Annotated in this window: 20 protein-coding genes, 1 pseudogene and 1 riboswitch; of the genes and pseudogenes, 6 read left to right on the forward strand and 15 right to left on the reverse strand. The window is 66.2% G+C overall.

Annotated features, from left to right (window positions below; genetic code table 11):
* From F6Q13_RS13155 to F6Q13_RS13215, 13 genes are all read right to left on the reverse strand, one after another.
* Positions 1–553: PPE family protein (locus tag F6Q13_RS13155; protein ID WP_293057081.1), on the reverse strand; the 553-nt coding region annotated here is incomplete at its 3' end.
* Positions 554–573: 20 nt separating this feature from the next.
* A complete protein-coding gene (locus F6Q13_RS13160) occupies positions 574–873 on the reverse strand; it encodes a PE family protein (protein WP_293057084.1) in 300 nt (99 codons plus the stop codon).
* Between the two features lie 289 nt (positions 874–1,162).
* Positions 1,163–1,337: riboswitch (M-box (ykoK) riboswitch) on the reverse strand.
* A gap of 140 nt (positions 1,338–1,477) precedes the next feature.
* Complete coding sequence (gene eccA, locus F6Q13_RS13165) at positions 1,478–3,307, reverse strand: type VII secretion AAA-ATPase EccA (RefSeq protein WP_293057087.1); 1,830 nt, start codon at positions 3,305–3,307, stop codon at positions 1,478–1,480.
* Positions 3,304–4,422, reverse strand: coding sequence for a type VII secretion protein EccE (gene eccE, locus F6Q13_RS13170; protein WP_293057090.1), 1,119 nt, complete (start codon positions 4,420–4,422; stop codon positions 3,304–3,306). Before eccE ends, eccA begins: the two co-directional genes overlap by 4 nt.
* Positions 4,419–6,146: a S8 family serine peptidase gene (locus F6Q13_RS13175; RefSeq protein WP_293057093.1), complete on the reverse strand. Its 1,728-nt coding sequence runs from the start codon at positions 6,144–6,146 to the stop codon at positions 4,419–4,421. The genes eccE and F6Q13_RS13175 overlap by 4 nt, the downstream gene beginning before the upstream one ends.
* Positions 6,124–7,632, reverse strand: coding sequence for a type VII secretion integral membrane protein EccD (gene eccD / locus F6Q13_RS13180; protein ID WP_293057096.1), 1,509 nt, complete (start codon positions 7,630–7,632; stop codon positions 6,124–6,126). The genes F6Q13_RS13175 and eccD overlap by 23 nt, the downstream gene beginning before the upstream one ends.
* A gap of 159 nt (positions 7,633–7,791) precedes the next feature.
* Complete coding sequence (locus F6Q13_RS13185) at positions 7,792–8,724, reverse strand: ESX secretion-associated protein EspG (RefSeq protein WP_293057099.1); 933 nt, start codon at positions 8,722–8,724, stop codon at positions 7,792–7,794.
* A 142-nt stretch (positions 8,725–8,866) separates the two neighbouring features.
* Positions 8,867–9,151 (reverse strand): WXG100 family type VII secretion target, encoded by a 285-nt coding sequence (locus tag F6Q13_RS13190; protein WP_293057102.1) that lies wholly within the window; start codon positions 9,149–9,151, stop codon positions 8,867–8,869.
* A 53-nt stretch (positions 9,152–9,204) separates the two neighbouring features.
* Positions 9,205–9,501 carry a WXG100 family type VII secretion target gene (locus F6Q13_RS13195; RefSeq protein ID WP_293056256.1) on the reverse strand — a complete coding sequence of 99 codons (297 nt, stop codon included), beginning with the start codon at positions 9,499–9,501 and terminating at the stop codon, positions 9,205–9,207.
* A gap of 141 nt (positions 9,502–9,642) precedes the next feature.
* Positions 9,643–9,942 (reverse strand): PE family protein, encoded by a 300-nt coding sequence (locus F6Q13_RS13200; RefSeq protein ID WP_293057105.1) that lies wholly within the window; start codon positions 9,940–9,942, stop codon positions 9,643–9,645.
* A gap of 330 nt (positions 9,943–10,272) precedes the next feature.
* Positions 10,273–14,496, reverse strand: a complete 4,224-nt coding sequence (gene eccCa, locus F6Q13_RS13205; RefSeq protein WP_293057108.1) for a type VII secretion protein EccCa — start codon at positions 14,494–14,496, stop codon at positions 10,273–10,275.
* Positions 14,493–16,013: a type VII secretion protein EccB gene (gene eccB / locus F6Q13_RS13210; protein WP_293057111.1), complete on the reverse strand. Its 1,521-nt coding sequence runs from the start codon at positions 16,011–16,013 to the stop codon at positions 14,493–14,495. The genes eccCa and eccB overlap by 4 nt, the downstream gene beginning before the upstream one ends.
* Positions 16,014–16,067: 54 nt before the next feature.
* Positions 16,068–16,193 (reverse strand): hypothetical protein, encoded by a 126-nt coding sequence (locus tag F6Q13_RS13215; RefSeq protein ID WP_293057114.1) that lies wholly within the window; start codon positions 16,191–16,193, stop codon positions 16,068–16,070.
* Between the two features lie 204 nt (positions 16,194–16,397).
* Here F6Q13_RS13215 and malQ point away from each other — a divergent pair, with 204 nt between their 5' ends.
* On the forward strand, positions 16,398–18,545 hold the full coding sequence (gene malQ, locus F6Q13_RS13220) for a 4-alpha-glucanotransferase (RefSeq protein WP_293057117.1): 2,148 nt from the start codon (positions 16,398–16,400) through the stop codon (positions 18,543–18,545).
* A 41-nt stretch (positions 18,546–18,586) separates the two neighbouring features.
* Here the strand turns inward: malQ and F6Q13_RS13225 are convergent, their stop codons facing one another.
* Positions 18,587–19,150: a hypothetical protein gene (locus F6Q13_RS13225; protein ID WP_293057120.1), complete on the reverse strand. Its 564-nt coding sequence runs from the start codon at positions 19,148–19,150 to the stop codon at positions 18,587–18,589.
* A 529-nt stretch (positions 19,151–19,679) separates the two neighbouring features.
* Here F6Q13_RS13225 and F6Q13_RS13230 point away from each other — a divergent pair.
* Positions 19,680–20,048: pseudogene (locus F6Q13_RS13230) on the forward strand (NlpC/P60 family protein); the annotation flags it as partial.
* A gap of 306 nt (positions 20,049–20,354) precedes the next feature.
* On the opposite strand, the gene F6Q13_RS13235 reads toward F6Q13_RS13230, so the two are convergent.
* Complete coding sequence (locus tag F6Q13_RS13235) at positions 20,355–20,675, reverse strand: DUF732 domain-containing protein (protein ID WP_293057122.1); 321 nt, start codon at positions 20,673–20,675, stop codon at positions 20,355–20,357.
* Positions 20,676–21,142: 467 nt separating this feature from the next.
* Here F6Q13_RS13235 and F6Q13_RS13240 point away from each other — a divergent pair, with 467 nt between their 5' ends.
* The 4 genes from F6Q13_RS13240 (at position 21,143) to F6Q13_RS13255 (ending at position 24,510) form a co-directional block, all read left to right on the forward strand.
* Positions 21,143–22,231, forward strand: coding sequence for a dihydrodipicolinate reductase (locus F6Q13_RS13240; protein ID WP_293057124.1), 1,089 nt, complete (start codon positions 21,143–21,145; stop codon positions 22,229–22,231).
* 700 nt (positions 22,232–22,931) lie between these two features.
* On the forward strand, positions 22,932–23,726 hold the full coding sequence (locus F6Q13_RS13245; RefSeq protein ID WP_293057126.1) for a DUF732 domain-containing protein: 795 nt from the start codon (positions 22,932–22,934) through the stop codon (positions 23,724–23,726).
* Between the two features lie 104 nt (positions 23,727–23,830).
* The gene (locus tag F6Q13_RS13250; RefSeq protein ID WP_293057129.1) at positions 23,831–24,100 is read left to right on the forward strand and encodes an antitoxin; all 270 of its coding nucleotides are present in this window, start codon (positions 23,831–23,833) and stop codon (positions 24,098–24,100) included.
* Positions 24,097–24,510: a type II toxin-antitoxin system VapC family toxin gene (locus F6Q13_RS13255; protein ID WP_293057131.1), complete on the forward strand. Its 414-nt coding sequence runs from the start codon at positions 24,097–24,099 to the stop codon at positions 24,508–24,510. Before F6Q13_RS13250 ends, F6Q13_RS13255 begins: the two co-directional genes overlap by 4 nt.
* Positions 24,511–24,701 lie beyond the last annotated feature (191 nt).

Raw genomic sequence — 24,701 nt, forward strand, 5'->3', positions numbered from 1 at the left:
CCGCACTCTGGGCGGCCAGCCCCGCGCCGGTGGTCGTCGGCGCCGGCGCGGCGAACGGCGTCAGCTGGCTGGCCGCCGCCGAGGCGCCCGCATAGCCGTACATCGCCGCGGCGTCTTGGGCCCACATCTGCTCGTAGTGGGCCTCGGTGGCCGCGATCGCCGCGCTGTTCTGCCCGAACACGTTGGTGGCCACCAACACCGCTAACTGGGCGCGGTTGGCCGCGATCACCGCCGGCGGCACCACTCCGGCAAACGCCGACTCGTAGGCCGCCGCCGCCGCCCGCGCCTGGGCGCCGACCTGCTCGGCCTGCGCGGCGGTGGCATTCATCCACCCCACGTACGAGGCGGCCGCCGCCGCCATCGACGCCGACGCCGGCCCCAGCCAGCTGCCGCCGGTCAACCCCGACACCACCGAGCCGTAACCAGCCGCCGCCGAGCGCAACTCGGCAGCCAACCCGCTCCACGCCTGCGCCGCGGCCAGCATCGGCCCCGGACCAGGACCGGCATACAACCGGGCCGAGGTCACCTCCGGCGGCAGGGCAGCAAAATCCATCACGGCCAAACCCCCAACACTCACAAAGCTGCCACCGCATTGGCCGCTTCGGTCGCCGCATACGATCCCGCGCTGGCCCGCAACACTTCGACGAACATCTCGTGGATCGCCGCCGCCTGCGCACTAATGGCCTGGTAGGACTGCGCATGCGCCGCGAACTGCGCCGCGGTCACCACCGACACCTCATCGGCAGCCGCCGGCACCAACCCTGTCGTCGGCCCCGCCGCAGCCGCATTCTGCGCCGCCAATGCCGACCCGATACCCTGCAAATGACTTGCCGCGCCGGCCAACACCTCCGGCTCGACAGTGGTGAACGACATGAAGTCCTCCTTGATTTGAGCAGCCTGAAGCACGGACTGAAGCCGTGCTGAAGCACGACATAGACACGCGCGCAACCGAAATCAAAGCGTGTCTGCGTTAACTGAAGCGGCGCAAGCCGATTCAGATGATGAAAACGATGCCGGGACCGGATCCGAACGAAATGATCATCGGACTCGGATAGGGACTATCGCCGGGACTCATCTCGCTCTCACCTCCTCACGGCCAGGGCACACGGGGGTGCCAGTGTGTCGCACAACGGGATGGGGCCACCCGGTTGACATTTCGGGCGCGGCACCCCTCTCGTCAGAGTTTCGGCACTGCACGGCGTATCCGGATCGCAATCCGGAAGCCACTTGGGCTCAACCCTTAAGCCGGGAGGAGCTGTCCTGACCCTGGGCGTCTCTCGACGTTCGGGGTCAGTGGCCTTTGTCCGGTGCAGACGCCTCACCTAGCGAGGTGCTTGCATCGGCAATACTGGCACCAACATCGCCGGGAGTCAACCCGAAACGCGTGACTAATTTATCCACCATCCGGGTGAGACCTAGAGTCGGCGCCCGCACCGATCATGAGGAACACCGCGCCCGGGTGCAGACTGGACGGCAGTCATTCGCTCGTCTTCTCGGCGACCGCCGCGCTGAGTCCCTCGGCCAGGTCCTCTCGGGTCAATTCTTTGAACCGGCGCAGCTGTGCTTCGCTGAATTCTTCGACATCGCTGGCCAGCACGGCATCCAGATCCTCGTCGTCAAGACGGAAACTACGGTGGTCGCGGGCTTTCTCCACCACGTTGCGCACGAACCCGGCATTGCCCAGAACGTCGATCCCGCGAATCAAATCACCGTCCGGCGAGAGGCTTTCGTCGTTGTAGAACTTCGTGTAAGCGGGCAACAACACGTCGACCGCCTCGTCGGTGATCACGTCCTCGTTCTCGCGGCCCATCAGCTGAGTCAGCTCGATCAGTTCTTTCGGGTTGTAACTGTAGAACTCGATCACCGTGGAGAAGCGGCGTCGCAGACCCTGGTTGACCTCCAGCATCCTCTCCATTGCTTTGGCATAACCGGCGCCGAACACCACCAGCTCGTCACGGTGATTTTCCATATACAGCAGCAGGGTGTTGATGATCGCGTTGCCGTAGGCGTCGCCCTGCGAGTAGCCGCGCTCATGCAGGTTGTGCATCTCGTCGAAGAAGACGGCGCCGCCGAGGGCCCCTTCGAGCATCTCCTCGGTGTTCTTCTCCGCATCGGCCATGTAGCGGCCCAACAGCTTTGAGCGGCTAGTCTCCACCACCAACGGCTTGCGCAGCACCGTCAGCCCGCACAGCTGCTTGGTGAAGGCCCGGGCTACCGTAGTCTTCCCGGTGCCGGGCGGGCCTAACAGCAGGGTATGGCGCGACGTCACCGGCACCGGCAGGCCCATTTTGGCGCGGGCGAGGTTAACCCTGGTCGTCGACTTGATCAACTTGATCTCACGTTTGGCCTGTTCCATGCCCAGCATGGCATTGAGCTCGGCGTCGCCTTCGGCCAGATACTTTTTGGCCATCTCGGCATGACGGGCGGCCTCCGTCTGTGCGCGGGTGGGTGCGCTGTCGGGGTCCCAGGGATCCGTGCGTGCCTCGATGGTTTCCGGATCGGTAAGCACTAACCGATAGTTCGGGTTGTCCAAAGCCTCGCGGGCCGGAGCGAATTTGGCGTCCCGCGAATACACCTGGCGCAGCAATTCGACGGCCTCATCCTCGCGGCCCAAGTGCCGCAAGCACATCGCCTTGGTGTAGATCGCGATGTTGGCCGCACCGGGCACCCGGTCGGCCTCGATCGCCTCTTCGGCGCGACGGCACGCTTCCTCGAATACGCCCAGCGACGCCAACGCCGTGGTGGCCATCGCCGCGCCGGCCGCTTTCAGCTCGGGGTGCCGCCAGTGCGTGGCGGGCGGGAACTGGGCGAGCACATCGGGCCAGCGGCCGGTGCGGAAATACAGCACTCCGCGGACATAGGCGATCAGCTCGGCATCGGACGCGTGCCGCGGCTGGGCACCGTCGAGCAGCTTGGACGCCTCCTCGTAGCGTTTTGCCTCGGCGAGAACTGCGGCATAGGCGGCAGCCAGCGACTCCACACTGGTGACCGCCAGCCTAAGAAACAGCCGGTCGGATACTTCGGGACGAAACTCCAAATCCGTCAGGCCGAGCCGGCGGATCTCCCACCCGAATGTGTTGACGGTCTCCCACGCATTGGTCAGCACCTCGATGCTTTGATCACCGGCCAGCACCCGCGCCAACCAGGCGTCGCACATGTCGGGATCGAGCCGGGTGGCCGTGGTGAACATCTGTTGCGCCACCTGCGGGTTGTGGCTCGGCTGGAGCCCGTTGACCGAGATGCCGGACGCCAGCAGCCCGGCGACCAACGCGTTGCGCGCATCCGTGGCGGCTTGTGGGCGGGTCATAGCGGAGTTCCGGCCGGGCTCGGCGAGTACGCCGGCGTCGCCGCCGCTGTGCCGAGGCGTATCACGATATCGTCGGCCTCGTCCAGCGGGCGGCTCGGTATGGGCAATGGCCGGCCCGGTTCCGGCGCCGGCAAACTCGCGCGCAACGCGGCCAGCTGCCGCCCGGTGAGCTGATTGAGCCGGCTCACAGCGGATTTCGGGAGACGCTTGGCGCTGTGATAGCGCACGAACGCGGCCACATCAATGCCGTCGCGCCGGGCGGCGAGCCGTATCGTCGCCACGGTAGCCTCGGTGTCGGGCAACGCCAGCGCACCGAGCACGTCCCCGGTGATGTCGCGCGGCGACATCCAGGCGCTGGTGACATACCCGTCGGGATGGCGCAGGTAGCTCCAGTGAGTCCGGATCCGGTCGAGCGCCAGCCCGGCGGTCACCGCGGCATCCATGTCGGCGATCTCGGCGGCGGTCAGCGGGCGGGCCCGGCATTGCTGACCGTCGAGGTCATGAGCCAGTCGCTCGGTGGCCGCGGCCGCGGTGGCCGCCAGCGAGTCGCGGGCCGCCACCGCCGCGATGTTGTGCTGCGGATCCATCCGCAAGACCAGCCACGTGTTGTGTTCGTGTTCTGTTGCCGCCGAGACGATGTCGATGCAGTCGAGGCGGACGTCGAACTGACGCAACGCGGCGATGACGGCCCCGATCGCCAGCCCGGTGTCCGGTGCCGCTTCCTGGTGATGCCGCCCCGACGAATAGGTGGCGTCGTCCACGGCGATCACCGTGACCAGCCGATCCCGATACGCGCGGATGCCCACCACGTCACGACCGAAGCGGCGCCGGTGGTCGATCGGCGGTGTGCATGCGGCGGCTATTGCCTGGGGATGGGCGTACCAGTTCCGGATCGCCACCACCGGTATCGAGGCCAGCGGGATGCCCCGGGAGGTCACCAGGGCCGCGATCGTGATCACCGTCGCCAGCGCGACACCTGCCCACCACGCAGCGTGATGCTGCTGCCAGGCGTCGGGGCAGTGACTGGCAAGCGCCAGAACGGCGACATCGGCGAGGAACACCGCGGTGACCCGCTGCCACTGCAGGGTTACCGAGAACCTGCGTTGCGCTTTCATGACCGCCTTCCCAAGCGGCGCATCAGCCGCTCACCGCCGAAGAATGCACCGGCGACCAGCAACGCGGCTACCAACCCCGCGGTGGCCACCCACACCGGTGTCATATCGCGGGGCGCCGGTGGCGGCGGCAGCTGCAGCGGCGCGGACAACGCCTTCGGCGGTGGCGGCGGGCCGGTGGGCACATCCCAGGTGAGTGCTGCTACCAGGTCGAGCACGCCGTAGCCGATTTGGTTGTCCACGCCACGAGCCGGTGGAGTGGCCGTCCGCAGCAGGCGATCGATGACCTGCTGGGCGGACAACTGCGGATACTTGGCGCGGACCAGGGCCGCCGCCCCCGACACGATCGCCGTGGAAAAACTCGTTCCCGACGGCACCAACAAGGTGTTATTCGGTCCGTCGATGGCGTTGATCAGGTTGTCGCTGCGCGGTGACAGACCCTCGATGTCGGTGCCCGGAGCGGCGATCGACACCCAGGGCCCGGCCAAACTTGCTTTGTCCAGCGGCGTGCCGCTGGCGTCTGTTGCGCCCACGGTCAGTACGTAGTTGCTGAACCACGACGGAGTCACTACCGTGTTCACGCCATTCCAATCGCGAGGATCGTCGGGCCGCAACGGATTATAGGCGGGATTTTCCTTGCAGTCCTGTTGGCTGGTGTCACCGGCGGCCGCCACGACGACGGCATCCTTGTCGACCGCGGCGTGGTAGACCGCGGCACCCAGGTCCGGCTGGTCGATGATGCTGCGCGCACTCATGCACACCACCTCGGAGAGGTTGATCACCGACGCCCCCATATCGGCGGCGTGCACAATCGCCCGTGCCAGCGTGCGGATTTTGTCGATCTTCTGCGCGGTTTGCGGATCGGTGTTGGCGGGGAAGGCGTCCTTCGGGCTGAAGGCCGCACTGGTGAAGCGAATCGAGATTATTTCAACGTCCGGGGCCACTCCGCTGAATGCGTCGCTGGGCTGCTCCGGCGGCGGCGCGGCCGGGCGGGTACGGTCCGCGGCGACCACCCGCCCGCCGCCGGAATATCCGGGCGCGACGATGGCTCCGGACCCGCCGGCTGCCGCGGGCGCGTTCGGCGGTGGTGCGCCGAACTGCGGTGGTAACGGCAGCAGCCCCTCGTCCTCCGGCGGATTGAGCGGAGGAACGATCACCGTCGTGGGTGCCGGCGGCGACAACGTCACCGTCTGCGGCGGCGGTGGCGGCTCGGTGGTCGGCACCGGCGGTGGTTTACGCGGCGGGCCGGGAGATGGCGCACCGGTCGCCGGCTGGGCAGCGATCATCGACGCGACGATCGTGCCGTGGGCGTCGCAGTCCGACAGCCCATCGCCGCCCGCCACCACGTAGTCGCCACCACCGACCAGGTGCGGCAGTCTCGGGTGCGGGGACACCCCGGTGTCGATGACGGCGACCTTGACGCCGCCGCCGCGGCCGAACCGCCACGCTTCGGGCAGATTGAGCATGTCCATGTATTTGGGCTGCACCCGGAAGTCCGTTCCGGGCAATACCCCGACCTCGGTACAGTACGCCGATTGCCGCATGGGCACCAACGGTCCGGGCGGGTCGTTGGGCGGCACCGCGGCCGGGTCGACTACCGGACGCTCGATCGCCGACGCCGGCGGCAGGCCGACGAAGGTGGGGGCGGCCACCAGGAGCACGGCGGCACCGGCCGCGACCGCACGGCCGCTTCGCCGGCCACCGTTACCGGTAGCGGATCGCCGCATAGACATTCATCAACCACAGTGCCAGCGGGAAGATCGGCATCAGGCACAGGTATTCGACCCACTCGACCATCTTGCGGAACAGCGGGCTGTAGATGGTGTTGGGCACCACGGCGGCGGCTGTGAGACCGGCTGCCGGAATCAGCACGAGGATCGCGGCCCCCACCGACGTCACAATCGGCGACGACAACACCAGCACATACCGTGTGACCACGGCCACGACGATGGTCACGGCCGTCACCGCCAGCGTGATCGACTGCCACCGGTCCACATAGGACCGTCCCCGCAGCAGCAGGAAACCGGCCGTGAATGTCGCCAGCAGCACCGGCAGCCAGCGCTGTCCGGTGTGCGGATTGCACAATCCCGTGGCGCACACCACCATCAGCACGCCCATGCCTGCCAGCAGGCCCGTCAGAAACGCGCGGGCCCGCTCGGATCGCCCCAGCACGTCGCGCACCGATGCCGGTCCCTCCAGGGTCGGCTTGCCGCTCTCGGCGACCACCACCGTGGTGGGCAGATCGGGTCGTGCCTCGAACACCCATCGGCTGGTGGCCGACGGGAACACCGGCAACCGGATCCCCGAGAGCCAGCGTGACAGCGACGGCGCGCCGTGGTAGCCCAGCACACACGCCAGCAGCACACAGGTCATCAACGTCACGGCCCCGGCGCCCAGCACCATCCGTGCCAGGCTCGCCGCGGTCACCGCAATACAGATCGTCACGATCGCGGTGTAGATCGCCAGCCGACGACCCGTGAGCCGCGCCACCAGCGCCGAGGCCACGCCGGCGACCACGAAGCCCAACACCGCGTGCGGCGCCCCGAGCGGACCGGGAGGCGCCCCGGCCGCCGCCATCGCCAGCGGCGCCAGCCCGCTCATCAGCAGCATGTCGCCGGCGCGGCGATCCTCCACCGTTTTCGCCCGCATCAGCACAAGCGTTGCCACGGTCAGCATCAGCACCGCCACCACGGCCGCAAAGACCGTCGTGAGCAGGGATTCATCGCGCCACCGCCACCAGCCCAGCAGGCCGGTCATGATCAGTATCCCGACTGCGACCATCGCCGCGCCGACCTGCACTGCGACAACCGGGTCGATCGGGGCGAACCGCTTGGACAGGTTCACTGCCACCGCAGTGGAAATGTGCTCGATGACTTGGGAGCGGCGTTCGGTGTCCTCGATGAACCGCAGCCACAGCCGGTCGCCGTCGAAGATGTCTTGTTCCTTGAGCGACTGCGCGGGCTTGAGCGGTGTGCCATCGATCAGGCACAGCGCCCACCGCCCGCGTCCGGTGGGCTCCAGCGGCGCGACGTCGAGCTCGCGAAGCCGGTTGTTGACCACCTTGAGCAGCGGGTCGACCATCACCGAGACCGGCGCGTGGGCGTCTAGCAGTACCCCGATCTGCACGCCGGCGGCCATGATGGCGACCACTGCGGCCTGCGGTGCCGAAACCGCCTCGACGCCTGGCTGTTGTACCTCAACCACAGCGGTCATCGTCTTGCTCCTTTGTCGACGATCAGTGGGTCCACTGGCCTTGCCCGTAATTTGATTGCTCTCGCGCGCTAATTCTGCATCCTAAAACATTCGTGTGCGTCACAGCGAAACGTAGAAGTTAAATATGTTCACAAACAGACAGTTTCGCGTTGCTGCTTGCTAAACCCTTCGATGGGTTTTCCATTCGCCGTAAGGCAGGGTCTCCAGCACCGTCTTGACGCCGACCTGGACCAGCTGCGGCGTGGCCGGGCAGATGGCCAGCCAGGCCTCCCCCGAGCCGGCGGTGCGCGCTTGCTGGTACATCGCGATCCGTCCGCCCGAACCGTCCTTGAGCGACAGCACCGACGCGCTGGGCGCCCGGGCGTCGTCACGGTACTGGCGGGCATACACCGCCGCCTCTGCCGCAGGATCGGACAGCGCCTGACCAAGGGCGGCCACCGTGGCAGCACTGATGCCCAATCGGCGCAGGTCACCTCCGGAGAAGACGTTGAACCCCGCTTCCTTCCACGCCTTGGTCACCTCCAGCATCTCCTCCAGCGGCACGTTGACCGCGCTGATCTGCGCGGGATCGGCATGGTGGATCGACTCCAGACCGTCGAACACCAGCGCGGCAATCGAGGCGGTGTCGGTGACGGCGACGTCGTCGATGGTGATCTCGTTGCCCACCCGGACCGCCGACACCCAGTGCTGACCCCGCCGCGCCAGGACCACGCGGAACTCGTTGTCGGGAATGTCGCGCGACCCGACCGGTTCCTCTTGCTGTTCCTCGCCGTCACTGCCGTCACTTTTTTCTTTGACACCGTAGAGCAGCTTGCCGCGCGACAGTAACGCGATGATCTCCAGGTCGGGCGCGGCGAGAACCCCCATCCGGGCGGCCACGTCCGGTTTGACGGCGCCTTCGCGGTCGACGATGCCGTTGTCCCGCATGACTGCCATGCCCGGGTGCTCGTTGAGCCAGTCGCTGGAATCCGTGGAGACGTAGGGCCGGCACCGCAGTTCGGGCGCGACATGGCGGATATCCAGGAGCGCTTGCAGCATCCAGAGACCCTCGACATTGACGGTGATGTCGGTTCGGGTGCCCTGTTGATCCATTGGCTGCTCCCGTCACTCTTTTACTCTTTGTGATCCAACACTGAGATCCAACACTGCCGATCAGGTGATCCGACACCGTGACCCGACACCACGAATCGCGGCAGCACGCCCGACAGGGTGCTGCCGCGACTCGGGTGAGAGGTCAGGCCCAGCTGGAGCCGACCGCGCTGTCGGTGGACGCCATGTTGTTGCCGGCGGTCTGCACCTTCTGGCCGTGGGCGTTGGCCTGTTCGTAGATGACCTGGAAGTTGCGACCCAACTGGGTGATGAACTCCTGGCAGGCCGCCGAGCCCGCACCGCCCCAGAAGTCACCGGCGGCCAGCACGTCCCGAATGATGGCCTGGTGCTCGGCCTCCAACGCCGCAGCCTGGGCGCGGATCGTCGCACCGTGCGCGTCGACATCGCCGAACTGGTAGTTAATCGTCATAGTGTGTTCTCCTTGCAGTAGAGCTTACGCAGCAGCGAGGGTGGATGCAGGGGTCAGCTGCTCAGAATTTGCTGCGAGGCTTGTTCCTGGGCTTCGTAGTTGGCCGCGTCGCGGATCAGCCCGTCGCGCACCCCGTGCAGCATGTTGACGATGTTGCGGAACGCCTGGTTCATCTGGCCCATCGTGTCGTAGGAGGTCGACTGCGCGGTGCCGCTCCAGCCGGCCCCGGCGATGTTGACCGAGGACGCCCACATCTTGCGGGCTTCGTCCTCGACGGTCTGGGCGTGCATGTCGAACCGGCCCGCCATGTCGCGCATGGCGTTCGGGTCGGTCATAAAACGAGTGGTCACTCGATTGTCTCCTTTAATGGTCGGCCATCGAGGCGATGGACCTGGAACTGCAGGGTTTAGCCAGCGGGTGCGATGGCTAGTCGAAGTACGCGGCGCTCCCCCCTTTCCGGCTCACTGGATGCCGCCGATTCCCGTCGCGGCCTAACCGGCCGCCGCCGCGTTGGCGGCTTCGGTGGCCGCGTACGAGCCGGCGCTGGTGTTGAGGGTGTTCACGAACATCTCGTGGATCGCCGCCGCCTGGGCACTGACTGCCTGGTACATCTGCGCGTGGGCGGCGAACTGCGCCGCGGTCAGGGCCGAGACTTCGTCGGCCGCTGCCGGAACCACACCGGTGGTCGGCGCCGCTGCAGCAGCATTGTGGGCGCTCAGCGATGAGCCGATACCCTGCAGGCTGCTTGCCGCCGAGGACAACGCTTCAGGCTGCGTGGTCACGAACGACATGTATTCCTCCTCTCATGACCTCTCACGAAGTTGTGCAAGCGGTCCGCGCACGAGAATAGCCGCTGTCGGTCCGCGCCGCTCCTCGTACTGGTCCGTGTTCGCAACTGTTCACCTATCACCACCAAGTGTTAACCTCGGGCAACAGCCCGGTAACGGCTTGCACGAAATGCGTCTGCGCAAGTTGCCGCAATACCCAGGGATAAGCCCGAGAGTAATTAGCCTGCACTGCCGTCTTTGTGGGGCCGATCACAACGACACCTACGGGTTTAAATCTCGTCGCAAATAATTCCCCACCGGCGAGAAATTTGGGGCACTGCGCGGATCGGGCGGCTATCGACGCAGTGGGGTGAATGCCACCTGGACGAAGACACCGGTGTCCTCGGCCATCAGCAGGCCGCGCCCGCGCGGCAGCGGGCCGCCTTTCATCTTGCCGCGGATGAAGCCTTCGTCGGGGTCGGCGTCCATCACCAGCAACGGCGCATTGGCCTGATGCAGTGCCCGCAGGATCGGGTCGCTGCCGGCCGAGGACCATCCACCGAAGGTGCGGGCGACGATCACGTGCAAGCCGACATCGGCGGCCCGGGTCACCCACGGCGCGGCTTTGTGCAGCGGCGAATCGAATCCCGGCGGCAGCTGCTGGATGTCGTCGATGATCAGGAAGATCTCCGGACCGCTCCACCACGAATGCGCCAACAGTTCTTCGGCCGACAGCCCCGGTGGCGGTTCGCGGCGAGCCAACGCAGCCGCCAACTCGTCCATCATCGTGGCGACGCCGTCGAGGTTGTAGGCAAACTTTTCCACATAGTCCGGTCCCAGCATGGTCAGCAGTTGACGGCGCGGATCGACCAGCCACACCTGAGCGGAGGGACGCGACGTCGGCGACGCGATGCTGGCGCCGGGAGCGTAGATCCGGCCGATCTCGGTCATGATCGTGGCCAGCGTCGTCGTCCGCCCGCACTCCCGCCGGCCGGTGACCATGAGGTGGGCGTTCTCGCCGAAGTTGAGATACACCGGCTGCAGGTCCAGTTCCGAGATCGCCCAAGCGATCCCGCCTGTGCCGACTCCCGCGCGGTGGTCGTCTGCGGCCAGCGCCCGCACCTGGTCGAGCCCGAACATCGCGGGCAGGCGACGCACGGGACGAGCCCTGCCCACCGCGACCTGGCTCACCGCCGCGGCCACACTGTCGGATTCGAATACCGCCTTCGGTGTGCTGTCCAACGCGGGCCGGGCAATCAGGGTGTGCAGCCCGGATTGCGGGTCACTGTCGAGGCGCACGTAGTTGACCGCGACCATGCCGCGGCCGGGCTTGACCGGAACGTCCTTGGCGAAGCGGGAGCGCACCAGCTTGGCGTCCTCGACCGCGGCCAGTCGCAGCTCGACGCGGGAGCCGAAACCGCTGCGCACCGGAGGCCGCAGTTCGGATTCGCGGTCGGCGGTCGCCACCACGTGCACGCCGAAGGACGGTCCCTGGTTGATGATCTGGTTGACCTGCTCGATGAGGACCTCGTTCTCCTCGGCGAGCGCCCGGTAATTGTCGATCACCAGGTAGACGTCGCCGAACCCGTCGTCGGGCACTCCTTTTGCTCCCCCCGGCGTTTCCGTACCGGTCTCCCCACCGAACTTGCGCCGCCGGAATATCTCCATGGAGGCGATTTCGTGCTCGAGAAAGCTGCGTTTGCGCGAGCGCACCAGCGCCAGCAGTTCGGCTACCGTGCGGCGCACCCCGTAGGGATCGGTGGGGCCGACGACCTCGCCGACATGTGGCAAACCGGCCACTGTCTGCAACGCGGTGCCGCTGTAGGCCAAACAGTAGAACTGCACCTGCTCGGGTGTGTGGGTCAACGCAGCCGAGCAGATCAGCGTCTGCAGCGCCGTCGTTTTGCCCGCACCGCCGGCACCCAGGATCAGTACATTGGCGCCGGCCCCGGAGGTGTCCACCGTCCACGGCGGCTGGTCATGCTTGTACGGTCGGTCAATTATCCCGATCGGGAAGACCAGATCCCTTGCCGTGCCATAGTTCTGCTGCCAGGGCCGACCCAAGAACCGGTTCACCAGCTGGTCGATCGCAATCGGCTGGTCCAACGGCGGCTGCCACAGCCGGTAGGGCTCGAAGTCGATTTTGCGCAGCTGATCGATGATCACCGTGCCGACTTTGGGTGTCCTGATGGCTTCTTCCTCTTCGTCGACGTCGTCGTCTTCGAAAGCGCCCACCTCGCCATTAGAGCCGCCGGCGCCGTTGGAGCCACCGGATACCTGACCGTTGAGGATTTCGGTCATGTCGAGATCCGGGCCACCAACGCTTACCTCGAGCGGGGTGAACTCAGTGGTGAACAGTTGCGGTCGGATGTAGTCGACACTGTGAGTGAGCGGCACGTGCCCGTCGTCGTCAAGCGAGACGCCACGGCGGTAGTCGCGCCAGAGGAATTCGGCCTGGAAGCGGATGATCTCGTCGAGGCTCTTGCGGAAGTAGCCCAGACCCGCCTGGGCGGGCAGGTTGACCGCGTTGGGCACGCCGGCAGCTTGTGCGGCACCCGCCGTGCGGGCTTTCAGCACCAAGCGGTATCCCATGTTCTCCATGAGTTTTTCGGCCCGGCTCTCGATGGTCTGCGACGCCATCATCAGATGGATCCAGTAAGCCCGGCCCTGCCGGCCGATCGAGTCCAGGACATCCACCGCGGTGGGCATGATCCGGAACCATTCGTAGAACTCGTCGATCACCACGACCAACATCGGCAGCGGCGGCATGTCCTGGCCGCGGGCCCGCATCCGGGCTCGCATCTCGTTGTACTCCCTGGCGTCATCGACGCCGGCGTTGTCGCACACCGCCTTACGCCGGGCGATCTCACCCCACAGGGCGTCCAGGAAGCGCTCCATGAGCGCCTGGTCCTCTTCGAGGTCGGTGATGATTCGCGACACATGCGGCACCCCGGCGAACGGCTTGACCGCCGCCCCGCCCTTCAGATCGGCCAGCACGAACTGCAACTCTTCCGGGGGATGCGCGAGCATCAACGACTCGATCACGGTGCGCACCAGCGTCGACTTACCCGAACCGGTGGTGCCGGACATGACCCCGTGCGGACCGTCGCCGCCCTCGTCGAGGGACTTCATATCCAAAAACAGCAGCTCGCCGTTGTCGGAACGGTTGCCGAACGGCACCCGCAGCCGCGACCGCCGCATCGCGTCGCCGCGCGAGTTCCACAGCGCATTGAAGTCGATCGATCCGGGATCCTCGATGCCGTAATAGGACAGGATGTCGCGCGCACCGATGTGCGCCACCTTCTGACCGATCTCCTCGTAGGCCTCGGCAAGGCGCCACTGCGCCATCTGCAGAGCGAATTGCTCGGCCTCGGCCTCGGTGACCTGGTCGGCCAGCGCGAAAAACCACCGGTTGTCGTCGATCACCATCCAGGTGTCGCGGTCGCGGGGCAGCGCCTCGAGCACTCCCGCGCTGTCGAAGTGCAGCACTCGCTCCGGACGAGCGGTCCACAGCGAGGCTCCGGTCACGTCGAAGAACGTCACCCCGTCGATGCCGTCCGCGCTGAGCACGTATTCCCATTGGGGATCTTCGATGTCGCAGATGATGACGTGGTGCGGCGTCGGCGTCTCGGCCGACGAACTGGCGTGCCGAGGCGTAAACGAGCCACGCCCGGCGAACAATTCACCTTGGTCGGCGGCGAACTCACGTAGCGAGCCGTACACCATCCGGGCATAACCGGCTGCGTCGGTCCGGCGGGGATCCCCGAAATGCGGCAGCCACTTGACCCATTCCCAATCCGCGATTTCCGACGAGACCACGACCATCTTGATGTGGTCGGGACCATGGAAAAACGCCAGCTGACAGATGATCGCCCGCATCAAACCCAGGACCTGCTCGCGCCGCCCGATCAGGGAATACCAGGGTTCGACCAGCAGCGACACCATCTTGGGCATGTTGTAGATGACGCTTTGGTAGCGCCCGAATTCCTGTAATGCCTTACCAGTTACGGGTTCCAGCTCGATATCGGTCGGCATGTTCTGCGGCTCGCCCCACGTCACTTCGGGCCGCGTCATACCCACCCCGACGCGGGCGACCCCGAAGTTGAGGTCCCTGCCGTCGGGTTTGCGTTCCCACATCCGCGACGATCCCACCGCGGCCGGCAACGTCGTCGGCTCCGGATGGAACCAGCGGTAGTTGGCGTCCATCGAATCGGCCGACTCCTGCGCGGTTTCCCGCAGCATGTCCAGCATCAGCATGAACTGGGCGCGCATCGCGTCCAGTTTCGGCCGGCTCATCTGTTGCTGGCCGCCGAACCGCCCGCCGAACATCATCATGCCGACCCCGCCGATCATGAAGATCGGAAAGATCGCGCCGGCGCCCAGGAACATCCGGGAGCCGTTGGCCACCGTCATGGCGACCATTCCGACCAGCAGGCCGACGACCAGCACGCCGACTACCACCAGCCACCAGGGTTTGCCTTCCGGCGGAGGAACGCTCAGCGGCGTCGGTAAGACGATGTTCTCCGGCTTGACTACCGGCGCCCGCTCCGGTGTGGGGCGTGCAAAGCCACGTTTCACTTGGGGACCACCAATTCTGCGACGTTCTTATCGGCCGAGAGCGTGTCGTGTTTCACCAGTGCGTCGGCCCGTGACAGTGCCGGGCCCGGCGCCAGCAGCCGCAGTGCCACCCACGGCGCGGGGTTGGGCGCCGGCGTCAAACCCAACGCCGAGCGCACTTCCTTGGCTCCGTCTACCCCGTAACGCACGCCGTAATCCGACACGAACCAGAGTGATTCGGCTGTCGACACGCCCGGGTCGTTACCGGTCGCCTGGAGCCAGTTGGCATAGTCCGGGCCGAAATAGACCCGATCGGCTTCCAGCGCGGTGCCGTTCGCCTTGACCAGCGAGACCACCTTGTCGATGTCGGAGGCGGCCACCGGGATCGTCGGCCCGGACAACACCTGGATCCGGGCCCGTTGCTCACCGCCGGTCTTCTCCCACCACCAGCAGGTCGACGGGTTGTTCACGATATCGATCACGTTCAGGGGGCCGTCCGGGTAGGCCGACAGATCCAGTCCTTGTACTACCGGCATTTGCGCCAGCGCGGCCGGTGTCACCAGCTTCGGTGCAGCGCCGGGTGAGCTGCCCGCGTTCTGCAGGATTTGGGCCACCACCGCAGACACCGTCTGTACGCCGTCGGGCAGCACCACCGAATACTGTTGCGGGCCGCTGACTTGCGGTGTCGCTAACACCGTCCCGACCGGCCCCGGTGCGCCGGGAAAATTAGCGGGACTACCGGCTCCGGGTACCACGGGGACTGCGAGGTCGGGGCCGACCGGAATCGCGTCGAACAACGCGCGGCTCATCGGCCGCGCCCCGGTGACTTGCTCGGGGGTCAAGCCCAGCGGCAGCAGCACCGCCCGGTCCGCCGGGTCGATGCGTGATCGGCGTCCCTGCCTGATCACCCAGGTATCGGCGTCGAACCGCAGCACCACGGCGTCTGACCCGGTGACAACGCGTCGACGCCCGGAGAGGTCCGGGGCGCCGTCGATCACCGTCACCGTGACCGACGACGGCGCTCCTACGCCCTGGCTGCTCGTCACCGTGTCGCACACCAGCCACGACGACGACGCTGGGCTGGTCGGCGTGGTCTGGTTGGGCGCACCCGGGATACCGACCATCGGTCCTTGTGGTTGCTCGGCGATTTGACTCGACCGGACACTGTGCGGGTTGTCCGCCCGACCGGCGATGAGCCGGGCCGACGCCAGGTTGAGCGCCGGATAGAGCGTGTTGCCCACCCGCACGTACAACGCACCGGTGCTGCGGTCGGCGATGATCGGTGTCTGATTCAGCTGACCCGAGGGGCTCAGGAACGACCAGAGCAGCGCACCGAGGCAAATCACCGCGGCCGACGACACCGACGCGACCACCGCCAGCATTTGACGCCGGCCGGGTTCGACCTCCATGCGGACCCGCCAGCGTGTCAGTGCCATCGCGGTGCGCCGCGCCAGGAATTGGTAACCGGTTACCTGCGTCTTCGTCGAGAGTCCGAGGCCGTACCCAGACCCCCGGTGCCTGCCTTCGTTATTTGCCACCGAAGTCCACCATCTGTCGTGTAGAAAACCGCGGCCGCTGACCCTGGCGGCAGTTCACACCGACAACCGTAGGGCAACCCGGGAGACCTCGCCACGGAACGACCCGGCCGCCGGCGGCACCACGAACCGCACCGGGAGCGGCAGGCTGCGCAGCATTGACTGCAGCACTGAATGCAGCACTGAATGCAGCACTGAATGTCGTCATGGTCCTTGTCGGGTTCGTCTTGTCGGGTTCCTCGTGGACTGTCCCTGCTGGATCGGCCGGACCGCATTGGTCAAGGTCTTACCTGGCAATGGTAGCGACGGATGGCACAAATCGCCCCGCCACACTCTGCCAGGACAGCGCGCGCAGCCCGCGGGGCGACACGAGCAAAGATGGGCAGCATGTCCCAGGCGTCATTGGCAGAACTCGCCCAGCGATTCGGGATCGCCACCGAATACGAGGACTGGACGGGTCGACGGGTCGCGGTAGCCGAAAACACCCTGGTTGCTGTTCTCGCCGCGTTCGATGTGGCTGCCGGAACCGAGGCCGAACGCGCCGCGGCGCTCACCGCCCGGGACCGGGCGTACTGGTCCCGTCCCCTGCCGCCGGCCATCGTCGGCCGCGCTGGCGTCGAGACGCCGTTTTGGGTCCACGTCACCCACGGCGCCGACGTCGAGGTGTGGCTGCAACTGGAGGACGGCGCCCTTCGGGGCGGTGTCCGGCAGATCGACAACTTCGCCGCACCGTTCGAGCTCGCTGGACGCTGGGTGGGCGAGGCCAGCTTCGTCCTGCCCGCCGACCTGCCGCTCGGGTACCACCGGGTGCACATCCGGTCCGGCGACCAGCACAGCGACACCGCGCTGATCGTGACCCCGAATTGGCTGGGGCTGCCGGAGCGGCTCGGCGTCGGCCGCACCTGGGGCCTGACCGCCCAGTTGTACAGCGTGCGGTCGGCGCAGTCCTGGGGGGTCGGCGACCTCACCGATCTCACCGACCTCGCGGTCTGGTCGGCCTCGCAGCACGGCGCAGGGTTCCTGCTGGTCAATCCGCTCCACGCGGCGGCACCGACCGCCCCGATGCAGCCGTCGCCGTACCTGCCGACGTCGCGACGCTTCGTCAACCCGCTCTACCTGCGGGTGGAGGCGATCCGGGAATTCGCCGACCTGCGTAAACGCCGACGGGTATGGCGGCTGCGTCGCGCCGTCCAGGAGCATGCGGCCGCCGTCGATTCGATCGACCGCGACACCGCCTGGGCCGCCAAGCGGACGGCATTACGGCTGATCTACCAGGTACCGCGCACGGCGGGTCGCGAACTGGCCTATGCGGCCTATCGCACCCGGGAAGGGTCGGCGCTCGACGACTTCGCCACCTGGTGCGCGCTGGCCGAGGAGTACGGCGCCGATTGGCGGCAATGGCCGGAGTCGCTGCAGCACCCCACCGCCGGTGGGATTGCCGACTTCGTGGCCACGCATGCCGAGGCCGTGGATTTCCACCGCTGGCTGCAATGGCAGCTCGATGAACAGCTGGCGGCCGCGCAATCGCAGGCCGTGGGTGCCGGCATGGCGCTGGGCATCATGGCAGACCTGGCTGTCGGCGTGCACCCCACCGGCGCCGATGCGTGGGCGTTGCAGGATGTGCTGGCTCTCGGGGTTACCGCCGGCGCGCCGCCCGACGAATTCAATCAGCTCGGCCAGGACTGGTCGCAGCCGCCCTGGCGCCCGGACCGGCTCGCGGAGCAAGAGTACCGGCCGTTCCGGGCCCTGCTGCGCTCGGTGCTGCGGCACGCCGGCGGGCTGCGCATCGACCACATCATCGGGCTGTTCCGGCTGTGGTGGATCCCGGCCGGCGCCGCGCCTGCCGACGGCGCCTATGTGCACTACGACCACGAGGCGCTGATCGGCATCGTGGCCCTCGAGGCGCACCGGGCCGGAGCAGTGGTCGTGGGCGAGGATCTGGGCACGGTGCAACCGTGGGTGCGCGACTACCTGCGGGCTCGCGGGATAATGGGCACCTCGATCCTGTGGTTCGAGTTCGACCGCGACGGCGCCGGCGGGCAGACGCCGGTCCCGGTGCCGGCCGAACGCTGGCGGGAGTACTGCCTGTCGGCGGTCACCACGCACGACCTGCCGCCGACTGCGGGTTATCTGGCCGGCGAGCATGTGCGCCTGCGTGCTTCGTTGGGCCTGCTCAGGCGTCCGGTCGAGGAAGAGCTCGCGGCCGCCGAAGTCGAGCGCGCGGCCTGGCTGGCCGAGTTGCGCCGGGTCGGGCTGCTGGGCAGGCACGCCGACGTCGACGCGACCGTTCTAGCGCTGCACCAGTACCTGGGCCGAACGCCGTCGCGGCTGCTGGCTCTGGCGCTCACCGACGCGGTCGGTGACCGGCGTGTCCAAAACCAGCCGGGCACCGGCAACGAATACCCCAACTGGCGGATTCCACTGTCCGGCTCCGACGGTCGTCCGGTGCTGCTGGAGGACGTCTTCACCGACAACCGCGCCGCCAGACTGGCCGAGGCGTTGCGCGCGGCCACCGCCGCCGAGCGCGCTCGCTAGCTGCGCGGCCCTTCGAGGCCCTTCGAGGCCCTTCGCCCGGGTCATATGCCGGTCCAGGCCTCGTCGAGTTGGGCTGCAACGTCAATGACCTGTGCGGCTTGCGATTGCGGAGAGTCGATCTCATTGGCGACGTGGTGCGCGATGAAACGCCGTATCTCCCCGTCGACACCAGCGACGATGCGCAGCACCTCACCACGGATCGTCGTCGACGACACGCGGACGGTGATGTCCGACGGTCGCGGCTTGGCCACGTCGATGATCAGCAGCAAAGGGTCGGCCGCGCGTGCTGTGGCGGTGAGCGCGATGTCGCCGTCGACCAAAAAACGTTGCTTGTCCAGCCGGAGATCCACGAGCAGGTTGATGGCCAGCGGGATATGAATGCTGAACGTGATGACCTCGCCGAGGTTGCGCCGGACGTGCGGCTGTTGAATCTTGACCCGGGCGCTGACCCTGGCGATCTTACCTGGTCCCTGACCGATCGGGGCCATCTCGAACTCGTCGCCCGCGATTTGGGCGAACGCGGCGCCGACGCGCTCCTCGGTGACGGCGATTTCGAAGAATCGCCGACCGAACTCCTCGTAGGTGAGGTAGTCGAAGGTCTGCATAAATCCCTACCGTCTCATGCCTGATCACCAAAAGATGGCTGATCCCGCGGTGTCGTCTTTGGTTCGCGGGCTCGAGGCAACGAGTCGTATCCGTAGCGGGGGGCGAGACCGCGGCTAACCGCTGCCGAACAGCCCGCCGGTCCGGAAGCCGCGGCGGCAGAGCTGGTAACGCTGCCGGCCGCGCCAACGCGCGGTCGCTGTGGCCGTCCCGATGTCACCGGGGCGGACCTACACCCGATACCGAACGCCGACGACGCCGAGCGCTGCCGTTAGGTGGCGAGATGAACGGCACGCCAGAATAGTTGGTGCGTAACAGTGAATTCTTGGCATCTGTTTATAAAACATATTGTGGTGCAACGACTTTCATAGCACAGCCGCGCCGATAAGACGTCGCACTGATTGCGGCATCCCGAGACGGCGAAATCCTATGTGGCGTAGACGTTTGTCGTCAAAGTCATTGGTGACACTAAAAGTGATGGCTAGCACAAATTTTGGATGAATATCATTCGTGTTGTTAAAGTCCCGGCCCATGTCTGTCTTAGCAACACTGTTGACATTCGTTCAGCAGGTGGCCGGCACACCGTATGTCACCGGCGGGGATTCGCCTGCGGGAACCGACTGTTCGGGTTTGGTCTCGTGGGTGTCCAATGCAGCTACTGACCGTCCGATTTTCGGTGATCGCTTCGACACCGGAAACGAAGAATCCGCCCTGCTGGCCAGAGGTTTCCGGTACGGAACTGCGCCGGGGGCCCTGGTGGTAGGCTGGAACCGCCAACACACCGCGGTGACGTTGCCCGATGGCACCGCGGTTTCCAGTGGTGAAGGCGGTGGCGTGCGAATCGGCGGTGGCGGGGCCTACCAGCCCCAGTTCACCCACCACATGTTCCTACCGGTGGACTCGCAGGAGACCGAGGACGCGCCGCCTCGCGAAGACGGCGTGGTTCTGGTCGACGCCGCCACACCGGAAGATGATGACTCCGCGCCTGCACTGCCCGAATCCGTCGGCGTCGACCTGCCGGAACCCGTCGGCGATGATGACGGCACCTAAAACGCAACAGCGCCCGAGGAAGCACCGTCGGTGCTCGTCGCTGCCGAGCTCGGGCGGCTGTTCCGGATCGGGCCTTGCGAGGAGTGGCCCTTCCCGGCCCGCGACCGGGGAGGCCCCGGTGGTTCATCGATACCTCGGCTGCCAAAGCATAACCGCTCAGGGTGGGCACATGTCATTGACCGCGAAGGTCACTTCTTGCCGGGCCTGTTCGAGGCTAATGCCCTTGTCTTTGTTGGATACCGCCGAGTTGTAGAACAACTGCCTGGCCACCTCCTCGGGAGTCCGGCCACGTTCTAGTGCGAAGCAGATGGCCTTGCCGATGTCGATGACTCCTTCTTCTCCGTCACTGGATGTGACTCCGATGGAAGTCACGTCGTGATAGAAGTCGCTCGGGTCGGCATGCGAGATCGGAGGCGCGGCGATGAGCAAAGCTGCCGCAGTGATCACCGACCGGTGGATATGACGGTATGCCTTCACCTGCGATCTCCCCGTTACGAAGTTTGCTGCCCGATGGCCAATGGTAGTAAGCAGCGCAGTCGGGGCACAATCGCACAGCGAAGCCGCGACGACGCGGTGCGACGGCCGCTACGGCAGCAGCACACCGCCCCTATGGCGTGGACCTCGATACCGGCGGGCCGTCGTCGAGTCCGCGTGCGATCCTTCATCCAATGCCGGCCAGAGTCTCTTCCATCATCGCTTGAAACCATTGAAGCTTAGCCTTTTTGACGATGATCCGAGCATTGTCCATCGGTGAATCACACGATCTAAACCGGTCTTGAAGTCCCCGCCTGACGCGAGTCGGCGGGCCGGGCTCTGGTCGGTCACCCCGGGCCCGGGGAGTCGCCTCGATGATCCGCAGCGTTGACAGTCAATGTCGACCCGCCATAGGCTCCCTTGGCTGCAACGGCTCACGGGCAACTCGGTCCGCTTAAGGAAGGTAGACCGTGCAATCACGAAACACTGGCGTTCGGCGAGTCATTCAATGGGCCACCGGCGGTGTCGGCAAGGCGGCTATCGAGGCCGTCCTTAATCATCCGGAATTGGAGTTGGCCGGCTGCTGGGTGCACAGCCCCGACAAAAACGGTCGTGATGTCGGTGAGATCGTAGGGCGCGAGCCGTTGGGCATCGTGGCCAGCTCCAACAGGGACGAGGTGCTGGCAGTCGACGCTGAGTGCGTCATGTATTCCCCACTGGTCCCCGACGAAAACGACGTGAAAGCCATTCTGCGGTCGGGGAAAAACATCGTCACCCCGGTCGGTTGGGTGTATCCGGACCGCACCGATCAGCGGGTGGCGGACATCGAGCAGGCTTGCCTGGACGGCGGAGTGAGCCTACACGGCTCAGGCATCCATCCCGGGGGAATCACCGAGAAGTTCCCGTTGATGATTTCGGCGCTATCCACGGCGATCACCCACGTGCGGGCCGAAGAATTCTCCGACATCCGCACGTATAACGCACCCGATGTGGTCCGCCACATCATGGGCTTCGGAGCCAGCCCCGCCGAGGCTGAACGCAGCCCGATGGCAGGCCTGCTGGAAGGCGGCTTCAAAGCCTCGGTATGGATGGTGGCCGACTATCTGGGCTTACGTGATCCGAGCTTTACCGCGATGCAGGAAGTCGCAGTAGCCACTGCGCCCATCGAAACCGGTTTCCTGACGATAGAGCCCGGCACCGTCGCCGCGCGTCGTTTCCGTTGGCAGGCAATCGTCGACGGAAAGCCGGTGATCACCGCTGCAGTCAACTGGCTGATGGGCGAGGCCGACTTGGATCCGGCCTGGAGTTTCGGCGAGCGCGGTGAGCGCTTCGAAATCCAGGTCACCGGAGACCCCGACGTCGAAGTGGTCTTCAAGGGTTTGCAGCCGGATTCGATCACTGAGGGCCTGCGCAGAAATCCCGGTATCGTGGCCACCGCCAACCACTGCGTCAATGCGATCCCTTATGTCTGTGCCGCCGAGCCCGGCATCAGGACCTATCTGGACTTGCCGATGATCGCCGGGCGGCCCGCGCCCAAACTCGCCGGACCGGTGCGGTGATCCTCGGCCAACCCGAGCCGCCGGCCATGACGCCCTCAGCAACGGCAGCGGTCTTGTAGCCGTCCCGGCGTCTCCGACGGCCCGCCGCTGTACCCTCCGGACGCGACCGGCCCGATTCCCGGGCAAGGCGCGCCTTCAGACCCCAACAGTGCTGCTGCCAGAGATGTCGCTCTGGATTCCCGGCGTGCAAGAAGCACGGCGATTTGTTGAGTTTTCCTGACACCTGACCGAACCGCTAAGCTGGCACCACTTCCGCACCAGCAACGCCTTGACGGAAAGGGAACTATGCCAAGCTGTATGCCATGCTCTGGAGGAACATGAAGCGCCCTGCGTTCAGCGCCATGCCCGTTGCCGCCTTCGCACTGGCGGTGGCGGGGCTGATTTCGGCTGCACCTCTTGCCCACGCGCACACCGATGTCGAGAGTACCTGCCGGAGCTCCGGTGGCGACTATTCGTCGGAGGAGGTCCAACCGCATTTCGGCGCCAATCCCGTTCTCATCGAAACCTGTTGCACCGGGACCGGGACATCACGGAAATGCGTTACGTACCGCGACGGCGTCCAGGGGCCTACCTACGGCGGCGGTTGAGCGCGCCGGTTGGTCGTCGGCGATCGCTGCCGAGCGGCAGCGGAGTGGTTCGAGGACGGCGCAGGACTCTGGGCGGGTGGCCAACCAGCGCTGACACGCTTTAGGCTCGGAGTATGCGCGATCGGGACACGATCGACTCGGAGTTGCGACGCCTGGCGGCAATGCGCCGGTCACTCCGTACGCACGGCGGCGAGCCGTTGGATCGGCTGCTTGACGAACTTCTTGATGAGCGCCTGGGGCATCGCGCGGAGGTGCCCGCCACCGGGGCGGTTGAGGCCCGCCCGGCCACCGACAATATCGCCCACGCTTGGTCGCAGCGCACCAAAACCGACGGCCGCGGGCCTTCTCTCCGGCAGCGAGTGCTGCGCCATCTTGGCCTGGTTGCGGCATTGCCGATATCTCTGGTGGCCGTTGCGGCAGCGGTGGTGGTGATGTCGGCGATCCGGCACCCACACCCGGCAGAGCCACCGGCGGCGGTTCCGCCATCGGACGCGCCACCCGGGCCGTCGGCATCGAGTGCGCGGCCCGACTCGGCAGCGCCGAGAAGCCCCGCTCCACCGCCTGACATCGCTGAGAGGGCCTTCATCGACGTCTTGACCAAGCAGGGCGTGCCAGTCCCCAACCACCAATACGTGACGACTCACGCACATGCGGCCTGCGATTTCCTCGCGCACCAGCCCAACTTCGCAGAGGCGGCCCGCTTCGTGCAGCAATCGTCGATATGGGACGCCAACGAGAGCGCTGAATTCGTCGCAGGCGCCATCGTCTCGTACTGCCCCCAATACGAACCGACGCACTCCGACGACATGCAGCAGGTGTTCGGCAACGCTGTCACTGGTGTGCAGGCCATCCAGCGCGATCTGGACGAGATCCGCGACGATCTGGAAGCGATCCGCGACCCACAGTAACTCCGGTCATCGCCGGTGCTTGGCGCGACGGCGAAGACGCGCGGCTCGTCCGGACGGCCAGTAGCTGCTTACACTAGTGCTATCTGTGATGATAGTATCGCTGCGTGGTCAATGTGCTCATCCGGGACGTTCCGACCGAGGACCTCGAGCAAATCCGGTCGGCAGCAGCGGCACAGGGGTTGTCGCTGCAGGCGTACCTGCTGCGAGCGGTACATGCGCAGGCTGCGCACCTACGCCGGCGCGAAGCACTCAACCGGACCGCCACGCGATTGGAGCATCAACGAGCCGTCGACGAGCAGGACCGTCAAGCGGTCCTAGAGGCCATCGATGACGCGCACATCGACCGTGGTGCCCAGCTCGGTCAGGCGAGGTGATCGTCGACGCCTCGGTCGTCATTGACGCCGTCACCGACTCGGGCCCGAGAGGACACGACGCTCGCCGAGCACTGGCGGAGCACCCCGCCTCTGAACCGCTTCTCGCCCCCGGTCATTTGCCCGTCGAGGTCCTCTTGGGCCTGGTAGCCGCGGCGAACCGGCCCAGCCATCCGCTGCAGCAAGCCGAGATAGAACAGGCGTTGCACGACGCGGCGGCGCTGGAAATCACCATCGAAGCAACACCCTGGACGGATGTTCACCGGGCCTGGGTTCTTGCTCGGGCATCGCTGCGCTACGCCGACGCCATCTATGTCGCTGCCGCCGAACGTCACTCAGCCGCACTGCTCACGAGCGATGCCCGCATCCAACGATCCGGGGCTCCGATCCGCTGTCGTGTCGTCACACTGTGACCCCCGGCTAAGGACAGGCACCGGGGCCAGAAAACGGCAACGCTCGGGTGGCCCGGCGATCACCCCCAGCGCCGTCCTGGCCGGCGTTACAAGAGGTCGTCTGATCTACCCTCAGAACATCACCGCAGATCAGAGGCCATTTTCTGAAGTCGGGCTGACAGGATTTGAACCTGCGACCACTTGACCCCCAG

The organism is Mycobacterium sp. (genome assembly GCF_008709575.1).
Classification (GTDB): Bacteria; Actinomycetota; Actinomycetes; order Mycobacteriales; family Mycobacteriaceae; genus Mycobacterium.